13 protein-coding genes and 1 riboswitch are annotated in these 13,838 nt (G+C 75.4%); of the genes, 2 read left to right on the top strand and 11 right to left on the bottom strand.

Annotated elements, in window-relative coordinates:
- Nucleotides 1-23 precede the first annotated feature (23 nt).
- The 5 genes from ADY01_RS22580 to ADY01_RS22560 form a co-directional block, all read right to left on the bottom strand.
- Nucleotides 24-1,319 carry a bifunctional 3,4-dihydroxy-2-butanone-4-phosphate synthase/GTP cyclohydrolase II gene (locus ADY01_RS22580; protein WP_049576745.1) on the bottom strand — a complete coding sequence of 432 codons (1,296 nt, stop codon included), beginning with the start codon at nt 1,317-1,319 and terminating at the stop codon, nt 24-26.
- On the bottom strand, nt 1,316-1,969 hold the full coding sequence (locus ADY01_RS22575; protein WP_049576741.1) for a nicotinamide mononucleotide transporter family protein: 654 nt from the start codon (nt 1,967-1,969) through the stop codon (nt 1,316-1,318). The genes ADY01_RS22580 and ADY01_RS22575 overlap by 4 nt, the downstream gene beginning before the upstream one ends.
- Nucleotides 1,966-2,586, bottom strand: coding sequence for a riboflavin synthase (locus ADY01_RS22570; protein ID WP_049576740.1), 621 nt, complete (start codon nt 2,584-2,586; stop codon nt 1,966-1,968). Before ADY01_RS22570 ends, ADY01_RS22575 begins: the two co-directional genes overlap by 4 nt.
- Nucleotides 2,587-3,672, bottom strand: coding sequence for a bifunctional diaminohydroxyphosphoribosylaminopyrimidine deaminase/5-amino-6-(5-phosphoribosylamino)uracil reductase RibD (gene ribD, locus ADY01_RS22565; RefSeq protein ID WP_049576747.1), 1,086 nt, complete (start codon nt 3,670-3,672; stop codon nt 2,587-2,589). It lies immediately after the preceding gene.
- Nucleotides 3,673-3,852: 180 nt separating this feature from the next.
- Nucleotides 3,853-3,983, bottom strand: a riboswitch (FMN riboswitch).
- A gap of 248 nt (nt 3,984-4,231) precedes the next feature.
- Complete coding sequence (locus ADY01_RS22560) at nt 4,232-5,437, bottom strand: ROK family transcriptional regulator (protein ID WP_049576739.1); 1,206 nt, start codon at nt 5,435-5,437, stop codon at nt 4,232-4,234.
- A gap of 128 nt (nt 5,438-5,565) precedes the next feature.
- On the opposite strand from ADY01_RS22560, the gene ADY01_RS22555 reads away from it, so the two are divergent.
- Nucleotides 5,566-6,819: an MFS transporter gene (locus tag ADY01_RS22555; protein WP_049576738.1), complete on the top strand. Its 1,254-nt coding sequence runs from the start codon at nt 5,566-5,568 to the stop codon at nt 6,817-6,819.
- A 126-nt stretch (nt 6,820-6,945) separates the two neighbouring features.
- Here ADY01_RS22555 and ADY01_RS22550 read toward each other — a convergent pair whose 3' ends face one another.
- The 5 genes from ADY01_RS22550 to rpe all read right to left on the bottom strand — a co-directional run bounded on the left by ADY01_RS22550 (nt 6,946) and on the right by rpe (nt 11,736).
- Nucleotides 6,946-7,404, bottom strand: a complete 459-nt coding sequence (locus ADY01_RS22550) for a phospholipase (protein WP_049576729.1) — start codon at nt 7,402-7,404, stop codon at nt 6,946-6,948.
- Between the two features lie 175 nt (nt 7,405-7,579).
- Nucleotides 7,580-8,275, bottom strand: coding sequence for a class I SAM-dependent methyltransferase (locus tag ADY01_RS22545; RefSeq protein ID WP_049576725.1), 696 nt, complete (start codon nt 8,273-8,275; stop codon nt 7,580-7,582).
- Nucleotides 8,276-8,337: 62 nt separating this feature from the next.
- The gene (locus ADY01_RS22540) at nt 8,338-9,777 is read right to left on the bottom strand and encodes a GuaB1 family IMP dehydrogenase-related protein (protein WP_049576722.1); all 1,440 of its coding nucleotides are present in this window, start codon (nt 9,775-9,777) and stop codon (nt 8,338-8,340) included.
- A 142-nt stretch (nt 9,778-9,919) separates the two neighbouring features.
- Entirely contained in the window at nt 9,920-10,903 is a 984-nt protein-coding gene (locus ADY01_RS22535) for a sugar-binding transcriptional regulator (RefSeq protein WP_049576720.1), read from the bottom strand.
- 158 nt (nt 10,904-11,061) lie between these two features.
- Nucleotides 11,062-11,736 carry a ribulose-phosphate 3-epimerase gene (gene rpe, locus ADY01_RS22530; protein WP_049576718.1) on the bottom strand — a complete coding sequence of 225 codons (675 nt, stop codon included), beginning with the start codon at nt 11,734-11,736 and terminating at the stop codon, nt 11,062-11,064.
- A gap of 164 nt (nt 11,737-11,900) precedes the next feature.
- Between rpe and ADY01_RS22525 the strand changes: the two genes are divergently transcribed.
- The gene (locus tag ADY01_RS22525) at nt 11,901-12,386 is read left to right on the top strand and encodes an SRPBCC family protein (protein WP_199826281.1); all 486 of its coding nucleotides are present in this window, start codon (nt 11,901-11,903) and stop codon (nt 12,384-12,386) included.
- Between the two features lie 51 nt (nt 12,387-12,437).
- On the opposite strand, the gene ADY01_RS22520 is transcribed toward ADY01_RS22525, so the two are convergent.
- The coding region (locus tag ADY01_RS22520) for an RsmB/NOP family class I SAM-dependent RNA methyltransferase (RefSeq protein ID WP_049576715.1) at nt 12,438-13,838 on the bottom strand (1,401 nt) is incomplete at its 5' end.

Genomic DNA, 13,838 nt, shown 5'->3' with positions numbered 1-13,838 from the left:
GGGGTGCGGGGGCGCTTACCGGCTCACTGGCCGGCGCACGGCGAGACGAGTGCCGCGTCGAGCCAGGGCAGGTCGTGGCCCAGGCGGTCGCGTTTGGTCGTCAGGTAGCGCAGGTTGTGCGTGCCGGGCGGAACGGGCACCGGTTCGCGCCCGGTGACGCGCAGTCCGTGCCGCACCAGCGCGGCGGTCTTGTCGGGGTTGTTGGTCATCAGCCGCAGGGACCGCACGCCGAGGTCGGCGAGGATGCGCGCCCCCGCGGCGTAGTCGCGGGCGTCGGCGGGGAGCCCGAGCTCCAGGTTGGCGTCCAGGGTGTCCCGGCCGCGCTCCTGGAGCTCGTAGGCGCGCAGCTTGGACAGCAGTCCGATCCCGCGGCCCTCGTGTCCGCGCAGGTAGAGCACCACGCCGCGGCCCTCGGCGGCGATCCGGTCGAGCGAGGCGCGCAGCTGGGGGCCGCAGTCGCAGCGCTCGGAGCCGAAGACGTCGCCGGTGAGGCACTCGGAGTGGACCCGCACCAGGACGTCCTCGCCGTCGCCGAGGTCGCCCGCGACCAGGGCGATGTGCTCGACGCCGTCGGCCGCCGACCGGTAGCCGTGGGCGCGGAACGCGCCGTGGACGGTGGGCAGGGCGGTCACGGCCTCGCCGCGGACGGTGGGCGCGGCGTCGCCCTCGGCCCGGGCGCGGTGGGCGATGAGGTCCCGGATGGAGATGATCGAGAGTCCGTGGGTGCGGGCGAAGGTCCGCAGCCGGGGCAGGCGCAGCATGGTGCCGTCCTCGGCGGCGATCTCCACGACCACGGCGGCGGGGCGCAGGCCCGCGAGGCGTGCCAGGTCGACGCCCGCCTCGGTGTGGCCGGGGCGGACGAGTACGCCGCCGGTGCGGGCGCGCAGGGGGAAGACGTGGCCGGGGCGCGCGAAGTCGGACGGGGTGGCGGCGGGGTCGGCGAGCAGCCTGATGGTGGCGGCCCGGTCGGCGGCCGAGATGCCGGTGGTGACGCCGTGCGCGGCGGTGGCGTCGACCGAGACGGTGAACGCGGTGGCCATCGACTCGGTGTTCTTCTCGACCATCTGCGGCAGGTCGAGCCGGTCGAGCTCCTCGGGCACCATGGGGACGCAGATGAGGCCGCGGCACTGGCTCATCATGAACGCCACCAGCTCGGGCGTGATCAGTTCGGCGGCGAGGACGAGGTCGCCCTCGTTCTCCCGGTCGGCGTCGTCCACGACCACGACGGGGCGGCCGCGCGCGATGTCGTCCACCGCGCGGCGGACGGGGTCGAGCGGGGCCTCGGCGTGGTGCGGCTCGGGATGGTCGGTGACGGTCATGCCGCGGCTCCTTCCAGGGCGGGCCCCGGGGTTTGGGTCCTGGAGCGCAGCCACCAGTCGCGCATGCCCCACAGGACGAGGACGAGGTAGACGACGTAGACCATGCCGGAGAACGGCAGGCCGCTGTCGAACGCGAGCGGGACGCCGACGAGGTCGACGAGCAGCCAGGCGAACCAGAACTCCACCAGCCCGCGGGCCTGGGCGACCATGGCCACCAGGGTGCCGACGAAGATGTAGGCGTCGGGCCACGGGTTCCACGAGAGGTCGGGGAACGCGGTGAACAGCGTGCCGACGGCCAGCGTGCCGGCCGCGGCACCGGCGGCGAGCGCGGCGCGTTCCCGCCAGGTGGCGAAGCGGACGGCGATCCGGCCGCCGCCGGTGCCGCGGCCGAGCCGCCACTGCCGCCAGCCCCAGGCGGCGACGATGATCACGATGAGCTGCTTGCCCACGCTCCCGCCGAGGTCGGCGGAGGCGTAGGCGACGACGAGGATGACACCGGAGAGCAGCTGGACGGGCCAGGTCAGCAGGGAGCGCCGCCAGCCCAGGGCGAGGGCGGCGAGGCCGGCCAGGTTCCCCACCATGTCGGACCAGATGACGTCCTGGCCGAAGGCGGTGAAGGCGGTGGCGTGCAGCGGATCGAGCAGGCTCATCGGAGGTCGGCCCCCTCCGGCGCGCGCTCGCGGTGGGCGAGAAGGCTCTCGGTGTACTTGGCGATGATGTCGACTTCGAGGTTGACGACGGCGCCCGGCTGCTTGCGGCCGAGCGTGGTGAGGCCGAGCGTGGTGGGGATGAGGCCGACGGAGAAACGGTCCTCTCCGGCCTCCATCACGGTGAGGCTGACGCCGTCCACCGTGATGGAGCCCTTCTCCACGACGTAACGGGCCAGGCCCTCCGGGAGCGAGAAGGTCACGGCCTCCCACTGGTCGCCCGGGACCCGGCTGAGGACGGCGGCGGTGCCGTCCACGTGCCCCTGCACGATGTGGCCGCCGAGCCGGCCGCCCACGGGTGTGGGGCGTTCGAGGTTCACCGGGGAACCGGGGTCGAGGTCGCCGAGGTTGGAGCGGTGGAGCGTCTCGGCCATGACATCGGCGGTGAACGCGCCCTCGCCGGTCTCGACGACGGTGAGGCAGACGCCGTTGACCGCGATGGAGTCGCCGTGGGAGGCGCCCTCGGTGACGACGGCGCCGCGCAGCCGCAGCCGGGCGGAGTCGCCGGCGGGCTCGACGGCGAGGACCTCGCCCAGTTCTTCGATGATTCCGGTGAACACTTACGACTCCTCGGGGACGGTGGCCGGTACGGCGGTGATCCGCACGTCCGGGCCGATACGGGTCAACTCGGTGACGCGCAGACGCAACGCCCGCGCGACGGTGGTGATTCCGGCGTCGGCCAGGGCGGCCGGTCCCGCGCCGAGCAGGGCGGGGGCGAGGTAGCCGGTGACCTCGTCGACGGCTCCCGCGGCGGCGAAGGCCCCGGCGAGCGTGGGGCCGCCTTCGAGCAGCAGGGAGCGCACCTCGCGGGCGTGGAGGGCGGCGAGCAGCGCGGGGATGTCGAGCCCCCGGCCTCCGGGGGCCCGGGGCAGGCGCACGATCTCGGCGTGCGGCGCGAGGAGTTCGGTGCGCTCCACCGGCGCGTCCTGGGCGACGGCGATGAGGGTGGGCGCGGCGCCGTCGAGCACCCGGGCGCCGGGGGTGACGGCGACGGCGTCGGTGTCGACGACCACGCGCAGCGGCTGCCGGGCGCCCGGGACGTCCCGCACGGCGAGGTGGGGGTCGTCGGCGCGGGCCGTTCCCGAGCCGACGAGGACGGCGTCGGAACGGGCGCGCAGCCGGTGCACGTCGGCGCGGGAGGCGGCGGAGGTGATCCACCGGCTGGTGCCGTCGGCGGCGGCGACGCGGCCGTCGAGGGTCGCGGCGTACTTCCAGCGGACGTGGGGACGGCCGCGCGTGACGGCGGTCAGCCAGGCGGCGTTGACGGCGGCGGCCTCCTCGGCGAGGAGCACGCCGGCGACCTCGACGCCGGCGGCGGCGAGCGTCCCGGCGCCGCCCGCGGCGGCGGGGTCGGGGTCGGCGACGGCGTAGACGACGCGGGCGACGCCGGCGTCGACGAGGGCCTGGGCGCAGGGTCCCGTGCGGCCGGTGTGGGCGCAGGGCTCCAGGGTCACGACGGCGGTGCCGCCGCGCGCCGCGCCGCCCGCGGCGGCCAGCGCGTGGACCTCGGCGTGGGGGCCTCCCGCGGCCTGGTGCCAGCCCTCGCCGGCGGGCGCTCCCCGGGCGTCGAGGACGACGCAGCCGACGACGGGGTTGGGGCTCGTGGCGCCGAGGCCGCGGGCGGCGAGCTCGATGGCACGGCGCATCGCCTCGGCCTCGCGGCCGTCGCGGAGGGCGCTTGCGGGGGCGGCCACCGGATCCTCCTGCCTCTGCGGGCACGGCTCCGGGGCTCACGGGACGGGACGGAAACGGGGAGAGGGCCGCCTCGCGCACACGGGCCCGCCCTCGGGGCGGACCAGTGGCCAGGACAGACCTGTCCCGCTCCGCCGCGCACTGCCTCCCATCCGGACTTTAACCGTCGGTCCAGGAATTCCACCTGGTCAACCGGCCGCTGGCAGCGGACGGGTCGCGGACTATAACCGCCGGTTCGGATTTTCACCGACCCCGGAGTGCGCTACGTCACTGGTACGTGTCCCAGTGTGCCACGCGCGCCGCGCGGCCACGCCCCCGTGTGGGCCGCCTCACAGTCCGCCCCCGCACCGAAGCGCCGCGCCACCGCGTCCCCGGCGAGCCGGGCCACGGCCATGGTGCGGGCGCACGCGGTGGAACTCGCCGCCGCCACCGCCCCGGAGGCGCCGGCGACGTCCTCCGGGCAGACCCCGGACCGGTCGGCGCCGCCGCCCTGGGCGAGGATCGCGCACGTCCTCAGGCGCCCCGGTTCAGGCCGTCCGAGCCGAAGAGTTCCTGGCGGGTGCGGCTGAGCGCGGTCAGCAGGGCGCCGTTGAGTACGGGGCTGCCGCCGACCGTCGCCGCCCGCACCTCCGTATCCAGCGGGGAGAGTTCGCGCAGGCGGCGCGCGACCCGGTCGGCGAGGGCCGGGCCGCCCGCGCGGCCCACCTCTCCGCCGAGGACCAGGCAGCCGGGGTCGAGGACGGAGACCACCCCCGCCATGGCCACGGCCACGCGTTCGGCCAGCTCGTCCAGGAACGCCGCGCGCTCCCCCGTGTCCGCCGCGCACGCCTGGCGCACGACGGCCTCCGCCGCCGCCGCGTCCCCCGCCCTCGCCGCCCGCAGCCCGTGCGACCTGGCCAGCGCGCACACCGCGGCGCTGGCGGCGAGCGCGTGGAATCCGCCGTCGCAGTCGGTCGCGGAGGGCAGGCCGCCGGTGCCGGGCACCGGCAGGAAGCCCAGCTCGCCCGCGCCGCCCGAGGCGCCCCGGCGCAGCACGCCGTCCAGCACCACCGCCGCGCCGATCCCGTGGCCGAGCCAGAGCAGGACGAAGGTGTCGCGGTCGCGCACCACCCCGGCGCGGTGTTCGGCGATCCCGGCCAGGTTCACCTCGTTCTCCAGCAGGACCCGGCCCTCCAGCCCCTCGCGCAGGGCGGTGAGCAACTCGGCGTGCCAGCCCGGCAGTCCGGCGACCGTGCGGAGCGCGCCGGTGGCCGGGTCCGCGAGACCGGGGGCACCCATCACGGCGGTGTGCACGGCGTCGATCCCGGCCTCGCGCCGGGCGGCCTCCAGCGCCGCCAGCACGTCGGACACGACACGGGGGCCGCCCCCGTCGGAGACCGGCAGCACGCCGTCCCCCACGGTCGTCCCCACCAGGTCCGCGAGGGTGAACGCGACACCGTCCGTGCGCACGTCGAGCGCCGCGACGTGCGCGCGCCTCGCCACCAGGCCGTAGAGCCTGGCGTTCGGCCCGCGGCGGTCCTCCCCGGCCTCGCCGACGACCGTGACCAGGCCGCCGCGGCCGAGCCGGTCCAGGACATCGGCGACGCTCGGCCGCGAGAGACCGGTCAGCTCGCGCAGCCGGGCGGCGGTCAACGGCCCCTCCTCGACGAGCAGTTCGAGGGCGATGCGGTCGTTGATGGCGCGAGCCGTACGGGGCGACGCGGTGCGCGCGGTGGTCATCCGGGCATCCTTTCACGACGGTGCCGCTTTTTATCAGGAAGGCTTCCTGATAGTTTATGCCCCGGCTCGACCGACGGCCGTCGGTCTCCCCTCAGGAAACGGACCGCCCATCAGGAAACGGACCGCCCATGCCGGAGCACTCCATCCCGCCCTCGCCCTCGCGGATACGCCGCGCCCGCGTCTCCGTGGGCGTCGTCTTCGCCCTCCACGGGGCGGCCCAGGGCAGCTTCGCGACCCGCATCCCCTGGCTCAAGGATCACCTCGACCTCAGCACGGCCGTGCTCGGCCTCGCCCTGGCCTTCCCCGCCGTCGGCGCCTCGATCGCCATGCCGCTGGCCAGCCGTTTCATCCACCGCTACGGCGCGCTCGCCGCCGTGCGCGGCCTCCTCGCGCTCTGGTGCGCCGCGCTCGCGCTCCCCCCGCTGGCGCCCAACCTGGTCGTGCTGTGCGCCGTGTTCACCCTCTTCGGCGCCACCGCCGGCATGGCCGATGTGGCGATGAACGCCCAGGGCGTGGACATCGAGCGGCACCACGGGCAGTCCATCATGTCCGGCCTGCACGGGCTGTGGAGCGTGGGATCCCTGACGGGCGCCGCCCTCGGCGTGGGCGCGGTCCACCTCGGCCTCGACGCCCGGCTGCACCTGCCGCTGATCGGCCTCGCGCTCCTCGCGGCCACCCCGCTCGTCTGCCGGGGCCTGCTCGACATACGGCCGGAGCCGGACGAGGCCCCGCCGCCGCGCTTCGCGCTGCCGCCCCGTTCGGCCTGGCTGATCGGCGCGGTCGGGATGTGCGCGATCCTCGCCGAGGGCGGCAGCGCCGACTGGTCCGGGGTCTACCTGGAGGACGTCACCGGCGCCTCCGAGACGGTGGCGGCGGCGAGTTTCACCGCGTTCGCCTGCACCATGGCCGTGGCCCGGCTCGCCGGGGACGCGGTGGTGCGGCGCCTCGGTCCGGTGCGCACCGTGCGGGCGAGCGGGGTGCTGGCCGTCGCCGGCGGAACGCTGGTGGTGACGGCGCACACCCCGGCGCAGGGCATCGCGGGCTTCGGGCTGCTCGGCGTGGGCATCGCGGTCGTCGTCCCGCTGGCCTTCGCGGCGGCGGGCCGCAGCGGGCCCAACCCGAGCCAGGCGATCGCCGGCGTCGCGACGGTGACCTACACCACCGGCCTCATCGCACCCACGCTCATCGGCGGCATCGGCGAACTGGCCTCCCTGCCCGCCTCGTTCGCCGTCGTCACGGCGGCCACCGCGGTGCTGGTGGTGTCCGCGGGGGTGCTCGGCGCGGGGGGCGGCAGCGCCCCGGTCGCGTCCGACCGCACCGCCCCCATCACCTCCGCCGCCTCCGACCGCGCCACCCGGGGCGCGGCCGAACCGCTCCCCTGAAGGCCCCGCCCGGGACCCCGGCGGGGGCGGACGCGGAACGAGGTGCGCCGGGCCGCGGACCCGGGGGGTCGGTCCGCGGCCCGGCGCGAGAGGGGCCGGAGGGTGGTCAGCCCGGGGGCCCGGCCCTCAGCCCAGGTTCCTCACGGCCTGGTAGTACGTCCACGCGGTGCCGTCGCAGGCCGCGCCGGTGGCGCCCGAGTAGCCGTCGCAGACGCGGAGCAGGTCCTCGTAGAAGGCGCTGTCCAGACGCGCCTTGTTGGGCTCGAAGATGCCGAGGTCCTTGTGGTTGCGGTACGCGAAGTCATGGCGCGCGCATGACAGGTCAAAAGGGAAGCCGAAGGGGTTGTCCGGCGACCAGGAGCACAGGTCGGTCGACCAGTCGAACTCGTAGGCGGCCCAGGCGCCCTGGTTGTTCCGGGCACTGAGCCAGGCGTTGTAGCTGCTGGCGCTGGTCTGCGTCCAACTGGACAGCACCTGCGGCTTGTCGGGCGGCGCGGCGACGGCCGGGGACGCCGAGACGGCGACGGCGCCGAGCGCGAGAGCGGAAGCGGACACTGCCGTGGCGAGCCGATGACGGGTGCGCATGCGCATCCTCCGGGAAGTCGGACGGCCCGAACAGGGCCGGACCGTGTGGGGGTTCCGGAGGGAGAAGCTACTGCCGAGTAGAGGAATACTCAACCCCTGTACCATGCACGGTTGTTGACGGACGGCCGAACGTTCAACGCGCGTCCTCCAGGAACGCGGTCGCGCGGCGCCCCGCTCAGACCGGCAGGGCGCGCACCCAGGTGCCGTCCTCGGTGAGCGTCGTGTCCAGCCGCAGCCCCGCCTCGGCCAGCGTCCGCTCGAAGGCGTCCCCGCGGTACCGGTAGGACAGGAACGTCTGGCTCCACCGCGCGTCGGCGAACTCGTACTCCACGCGGATCGACGACACATCGGGCCCCACCGGATCCGCCGACACCACCCGCGTGACGCCCCCGTCCGGGCTCGGCCCCTCCCGGGGCACCCGCGTGTGCCAGTCGTCGCCCTCACGCTCGATCAGCACGGCGCCCCCGTCGGCCACATACCGGCGGCAGGTCGCCAGCATGCCCCGGCGCACCGCGGGATCGCCGTTGTGCACGAGGAACGAGGCGAGCAGCACGACGTCGAACCGCTCCTCGCCCAGCTCCAGCGTCTCGACGGGCGAGCACACGGTGCGGGCGGCGCCGCCGACGTGCGCCAGCATCTCCGGTGACTCGTCGACGGCCGTGACGGCGAAGCCCCGTTCCACCAGGGGGCGCGTCACCCGTCCGACGCCGCAGCCCAGCTCCAGGATGCTCGCGCCCGGCCCGGCCGCGGCCGCCACCACGTCCGGCTCCCGGCCCACCGGCAGCCGCAGCCACCGGTCGACAGCACACCCGTCGGGGGTGATGGCCCCCGGACCCGTCCCCTGATATCCCTCGCGCGCCCGTCCGCTCATGGCCCCATCAGACCACCGGCGCACCGCCCCGACCAGCGGATGTCTTGCCAACCGCCCCCGGATTACTGCCAGCTGGCGTGCAGCGGCTGCCCCTCGGCGTACCCGGCGGCGCTCTGCACGCCGACGACCGCCCGCTCGGCGAACTCGCCCAGCGTCCGGGCGCCCGCGTAGCTGCACGCCGAGCGGACGCCCGCCACGATCGCGTCGATCAGGTCCTCCACGCCGGGCCGCACCGGGTCGAGGAACATCCGCGAGGTCGAGATGCCCTCCTCGAACAGCCCCTTGCGCGCCCGGTCGTAGGCCGACTCCTCGCTGGTGCGGTTCCGCACGGCGCGGGCCGAGGCCATGCCGTAACTCTCCTTGTACAGGCGCCCGTCGACCGCCTGCTGGAGGTCACCGGGCGACTCGAACGTCCCGGCGAACCACGAGCCGATCATCACGTTCGACGCGCCCGCGGCCAGCGCCATCGCCACGTCCCTGGGGTGCCTGACCCCGCCGTCGGCCCACACGTGCTTGCCGAACTCGGCCGCGGCGGCGGCGCATTCGAGCACGGCGGAGAACTGCGGCCGTCCCACGCCCGTCATCATCCTGGTGGTGCACATCGCGCCGGGCCCGACGCCGACCTTGACGATGTCGGCACCCGCCTCGATCAGGTCCCGCGTGCCCGCGGCCGACACCACGTTCCCCGCGACCACCGGCACCCGCGGGTCCAGGCCGCGCACCGCGCCGAGCGTGGCGATCATCGACTCCTGGTGCCCGTGCGCGGTGTCCACGACGAGCGCGTCGACCCCGGCGTCGAGCAACGCCTTCGCCCGGCCCGCCACATCCCCGTTGATCCCGACCGCCGCCGCGATCCGCAGCCGGCCCCCGTCGTCCGTGGCCGGCGTGTACAGCGTGGCGCGCAGCGCCCCCTTGCGACTGAGGATGCCCGCCAGGCGCCCGTCGGGGCCGACCGCCGGCGCGATCTTGCGGTGGGCGGCGTCGAGCGCGGTGAACGCCTCGCGCGGGTCCATCGTGGCGTCGAGCACCAGCAGGTCGCGGGACATCACCTCGCCCACCTGCGTGAACCGGTCGACCCCGGTCAGGTCCGCCTCCGTGACGATCCCGACCGGCCGCTCGGCGGAGACGACCACGCCCGCCCCGTGCGCGCGCTTGGGCAGCAGCGCCAGGGCGTCGCCCACGGTCTGCGTCGGGGCCAGGACGATCGGGGTGTCCAGCACCAGGTGCCGCCGCTTGACCCAGCCGATCACCTCGGTGACGACGTCGAGCGGGATGTCCTGCGGGATCACGGCGAGACCGCCGCGGCGGGCCACGGTCTCGGCCATCCGGCGCCCCGCGACCGCCGTCATGTTGGCGACGACCAGGGGGATGGTGGTGCCGGTCCCGTCCGGGGTGGCGAGGTCCACGTCCTGGCGGGAGCCGATCGCCGAACGGTTGGGGACCATGAAGACGTCGTCGTACGTCAGGTCGTACATGGGTGGTGAGTCGTTGAGGAACCTCATGCGCGCTCGCCCTCTGCCTGCTGCTGTGCGGATCCGGCCGGTGGGGAGCTGCGGCTCCTGTGTCATTGTCCCCGATCGGCGCGCGTTCGCGATCGCACGCGCCCCGCGGCCTTCCCACGGGCGCCCGGCCCCCCGCGCCCGGCTACGCGTCCGGGTCGGTCCGTTCGAGGGCCGCGCGGGCGCCCGCCGGCTGGGCCAGCAGGCTCTCGGCCGCCGCCGTGTCCGTGACCAGGCTGGTCACCAGCCCCGAGCGCAGCACCGCCCCGATCGCGTCGGCCTTCCTGCGGCCCCCGGCGATGGCGACGACCTCCGGAACCCGGCGCAGCCGCTCCGCCTCGACGGTGATGCACCGCTCCCCCAGGTCCCGCCCCACGCGGCGGCCGTCCCAGGCGAACAGGTGCGCGGACATCTCGGCGGCGACGCCGAGCGACGCGTAGTGCTCCCGCTCCTCCTTGCCGAGCATGTCGTGCACGGCCGAGATCCCGGTCTCCCAGGAGCCGATGGAGACCGCCGCGATGGTCACCTTGTCGAAGTACTCGAACGCGGCGGCGATCCCCGGCTGCCTCCGCAGCGCCGCCGCCGTGCCCGGGTCGGGCAGCAGCATCGGCGCGTAGATCGGGTGGGCCGCCCCGCCCGACACCGCCGCGGCCCGCCGCACCGCCTCCACCGAGCCGCGCTCGGCCGTGCCCGCGTCGTAGACCCCGGTCAGCTGCACCACCGTGCACGGCGGCAGCTCCCTGAGCGCCGCCGCCATGTGGATCGTGGACCGGCCCCAGGCCAGCCCCAGCACGTCCCCCTCCGCGACCAGCTCGCCCAGCAACTCCGCCGCCACCTCGCCCAGATGCTCCGGGTCGGGGGTGTCGTCCTCCGCCCCCGACGGCGACTCGGCCACCACGACGTGCCGCAGCCCGTAGCGGGCCCGCAGGGCGTCGGAACGCTCGGCGTCCAGCTCCGCCGGGACCCTGATCTCGATACGTACCAGGTCGTGCTCCACCGCGGACTCCAGCACCCGGGCGACCTTGAAGCGGCTGACCCCGAACTCGTCCGCGATCTGGATCTTCGACTTGCCTTCCAAGTAGAAGCGGCGGGCCATGGCCGCCGCCTGCATCAGCTCGGCGGGCCCCATCCGTGTGGCTGACCTCCCGGTCGGCACCGCACTCACCTCACTGTCCTCCGGTTTGTGTCCCCGCACACATAACGCGTGTTCATCCTCGCAGATCCCCGAGGGTGCCGATCGGTTCTCCGCCGGCCCACGGGTCACGGAACGCGATCGACGCCTGCCGTTCACCGGGATGTGGGGCGGGGCGCCGCCTTGTCCGCCTGGGCGCGCAGCGACCTGACCGCGGCGGCCGGGTCGTCGGCCCCGTAGACCGCCGAGCCCGCCACGAAGACGTCGGCCCCGGCCTCGGCGCACCGCTCGATGGTCTCGGCCGAGACGCCGCCGTCCACCTGGAGCCACAGCGGCAGCCCGTGCCGGTCGATGAGCTGCCGGGTGCGGCGGATCTTGGGCAGCATGACATCCAGGAACGCCTGGCCCCCGAAGCCGGGCTCCACGGTCATCACCAGCACCATGTCCAGCTCGGGCAGCAGGTCCTCGAACGGCTCGATCGGGGTCGCGGGCCTCAGCGCCAGAGAGGCGCGCGCCCCCTTGGCGCGGATCTCACGGGCCAGCCGGACCGGGGCGGCGGCGGCCTCCGCGTGGAAGGTGACGGACCCGGCGCCCGCGTCCACGAAGGCCGGGGCCCAGCGGTCCGGGTCCTCGATCATCAGGTGGCAGTCGAGCGGGGTCCCGGTGGCCTTCCCCAGCGCCTCGACGACCGGCAGGCCGATCGTCAGGTTCGGCACGAAGTGGTTGTCCATCACGTCGATGTGGAGCCAGTCGGCTCCCTCGACGGCCCGGGCCTCCTCGGCGAGCCGGGAGAAGTCGGCGGAGAGCATGCTGGGGTTGATCTGAGCCATGCCGCCAGTATTCAACACCGCCTCGCGCCCGGCGGGGCGCCCCCGGCCCGGGGATTCCCGCCCCGACCGATGAGTTCCGCCTCACCGCGCCGTCTGCATGGTGGGCACGTCCCCTTCCGCGCCCGCGGGAGGCCCGAGTTGAGAAGACGAGGAGCGTGTACACCGTGGACCAGGAGAACGTGAGCGCCACCCTGATCGTCGCCGTTCCCGCCGCGAGGGTGTTCGCGGTGCTGGCGGACCCGACGACCCACTCCGCGATCGACGGCACCGGCTGGGTCCAGGAGGGCATCGACCGGGCGCCGCTGACCGAGGTGGGGCAGATCTTCCGGATGGACATGTACCACGCCGACCATCCGGACGGTGACTACCGGGTGGCCAACAAGGTCCAGGTGCTCGACCCGCCGCGCGCCATCGGCTGGCTGACCGGGCAGGAGAAGGCCGACGGCCGGCTGGAGTTCGGCGGCTGGTTCTGGCGTTACGACCTCGCGCCGCTCGGCCCGTCCGGGACCGAGGTCACGCTCACCTACGACTGGTCGGCGGTGCCGCCGTACATCCGGGAGTACCTCCAGTTCCCGCCGTTCGGGCCCGAGCATCTGACCAACTCGCTGCGCCACCTGGCCGAGCTCGCCACACCGACGCCCCGGGCCTGAACGCCCGGCGGCCGGTCCCGGCGGCCGGCCCGGCCGCCCTCAGCCGCGGCCTCAGGTGCGGCGCAGCAGGGCCAGGTACATGGCGTCGGTGCCGTGCAGGTGCGGCCAGAGCTGGACGTCGGGGCCCTCGCCGAGCTCGGGGACGCCGGGCAGCAACGGGCGGGCGTCGATCCACTCGGCGCCCGCGGCGCCCTCGTTCGCGAGCCCCTTGAGCACGTCCGTGACCACCAGGCGCGTCTCCGCCAGGTGGGGGGAGCAGGTCGCGTACGCGACGACGCCGCCGGGGCGGGTGGCGGCCAGCGCCCCCCGCAGCAGGTCACGCTGGAGGGAGGTGAGGGCGTCGAGGTCCTCGGGGCGGCGGCGCCAGCGGGCCTCGGGGCGGCGCCTGAGGGCGCCGAGGCCCGTGCAGGGCACGTCCACCAGGACCCGGTCGAACGCACCGGGCCGCCACGCCGGGCGGGTGCCGTCCGCGAGCACGACCTGGGCGGGGCCCGGGTTCCCGGCCAGGGTGCGGGCCACCAGACGGGCCCGGTGCGGCTGCTTCTCGGCCGCGACCAGCACGGCGTCCCGCCGCGCCGCCAGGGCGGCGAGCAGCGCCGCCTTGCCACCGGGACCCGCGCAGACGTCGAGCCAGCGGGCGTCGGCGCCGGTCAGCGGCGCCTCGGCCAGGGCGATCGCGACCAGCTGGCTGCCCTCGTCCTGGACCCCCGCCCGGCCCTCGCGGACGGCGTCGAGCGCGCCCGGCTCGCCCCCGTCCGCCAGCCGCGCCGCGTACGGCGAGAAGCGGCCGGGCTCGGCCCGGCCGTCCTCGGTCAGCTCGGCCACGGTGGAGCGGCCCGGACGGGCGACGAGCGTGACCAGGGGCCGCTCGTTGTCGGCGGCCAACAGGCTCTCGATGCCCGCCCGGCCGCCGCCCAGGGCGTCCCACAGGGCGGAGACCACCCACGGCGGATGGGCGTGGACCAGGGCGAGGTGGCGCTCGGGCTCCTCGTCGAAGGGCGGGGCGAGCTCCGTGAGCCACCCGTCCAGATCGCGGGCGGCGACGCGGCGCAGGACCGCGTTGACGAACTTGGCGCGCCCGTCGCCGAGCACGCAGCGGGCCAGCTCCACGGCCGAACTCACCGCGGCGTGGCTGGGGATGCGGGTGCCGAGCAGCTGGTGCGCGCCGAGCGAGAGCACGTCGAGAACCGGCGGGTCCACCTCGCGCAGCGGCCGGTCCACGCACTCCCGGAGCACCTCGTCGTAGGTGCCCTGGCGGCGGAGCGTGCCGTAGACCAGCTCGGTGGCCAGCGCCGCGTCCCGTGCGTCGAGGGTGCCCGCCTCCCGGGCCTTGGCCAGCATCGGGGGCAGCACCAGGTTGGCGTAGGCGCCGCGCTCGTCCACGGCGCGCAGGGCGTCGAAGGCGAGGATTCGCACCGGGTCCCTGCGGGGACGGCGGTAGGGGGTGGCGGC

This window comes from Streptomyces sp. SBT349, assembly GCF_001083795.1.
Lineage (GTDB): Bacteria > Actinomycetota > Actinomycetes > Streptomycetales > Streptomycetaceae > Streptomyces.
Note: the sequence above shows the minus strand (reverse complement) of the source record. Positions and strands in the feature narration are given on the sequence as shown.

Bases quoted from the DNA above. Each gene is read 5' to 3' on its own strand.
- ADY01_RS22560 (WP_049576739.1), bottom strand. From the start codon at position 5,437: ATGACCACCGCGCGCACCGCGTCGCCCCGTACGGCTCGCGCCATCAAC.
- ribD (WP_049576747.1), bottom strand. From the start codon at position 3,672: ATGCGCCGTGCCATCGAGCTCGCCGCCCGCGGCCTCGGCGCCACGAGC.
- ADY01_RS22575 (WP_049576741.1), bottom strand. From the start codon at position 1,969: ATGAGCCTGCTCGATCCGCTGCACGCCACCGCCTTCACCGCCTTCGGC.
- ADY01_RS22580 (WP_049576745.1), bottom strand. From the start codon at position 1,319: ATGACCGTCACCGACCATCCCGAGCCGCACCACGCCGAGGCCCCGCTC.
- ADY01_RS22545 (WP_049576725.1), bottom strand. From the start codon at position 8,275: ATGAGCGGACGGGCGCGCGAGGGATATCAGGGGACGGGTCCGGGGGCC.
- ADY01_RS22555 (WP_049576738.1), top strand. From the start codon at position 5,566: ATGCCGGAGCACTCCATCCCGCCCTCGCCCTCGCGGATACGCCGCGCC.
- ADY01_RS22550 (WP_049576729.1), bottom strand. From the start codon at position 7,404: ATGCGCACCCGTCATCGGCTCGCCACGGCAGTGTCCGCTTCCGCTCTC.
- rpe (WP_049576718.1), bottom strand. From the start codon at position 11,736: ATGGCTCAGATCAACCCCAGCATGCTCTCCGCCGACTTCTCCCGGCTC.
- ADY01_RS22535 (WP_049576720.1), bottom strand. From the start codon at position 10,903: ATGGGGCCCGCCGAGCTGATGCAGGCGGCGGCCATGGCCCGCCGCTTC.
- ADY01_RS22540 (WP_049576722.1), bottom strand. From the start codon at position 9,777: ATGAGGTTCCTCAACGACTCACCACCCATGTACGACCTGACGTACGAC.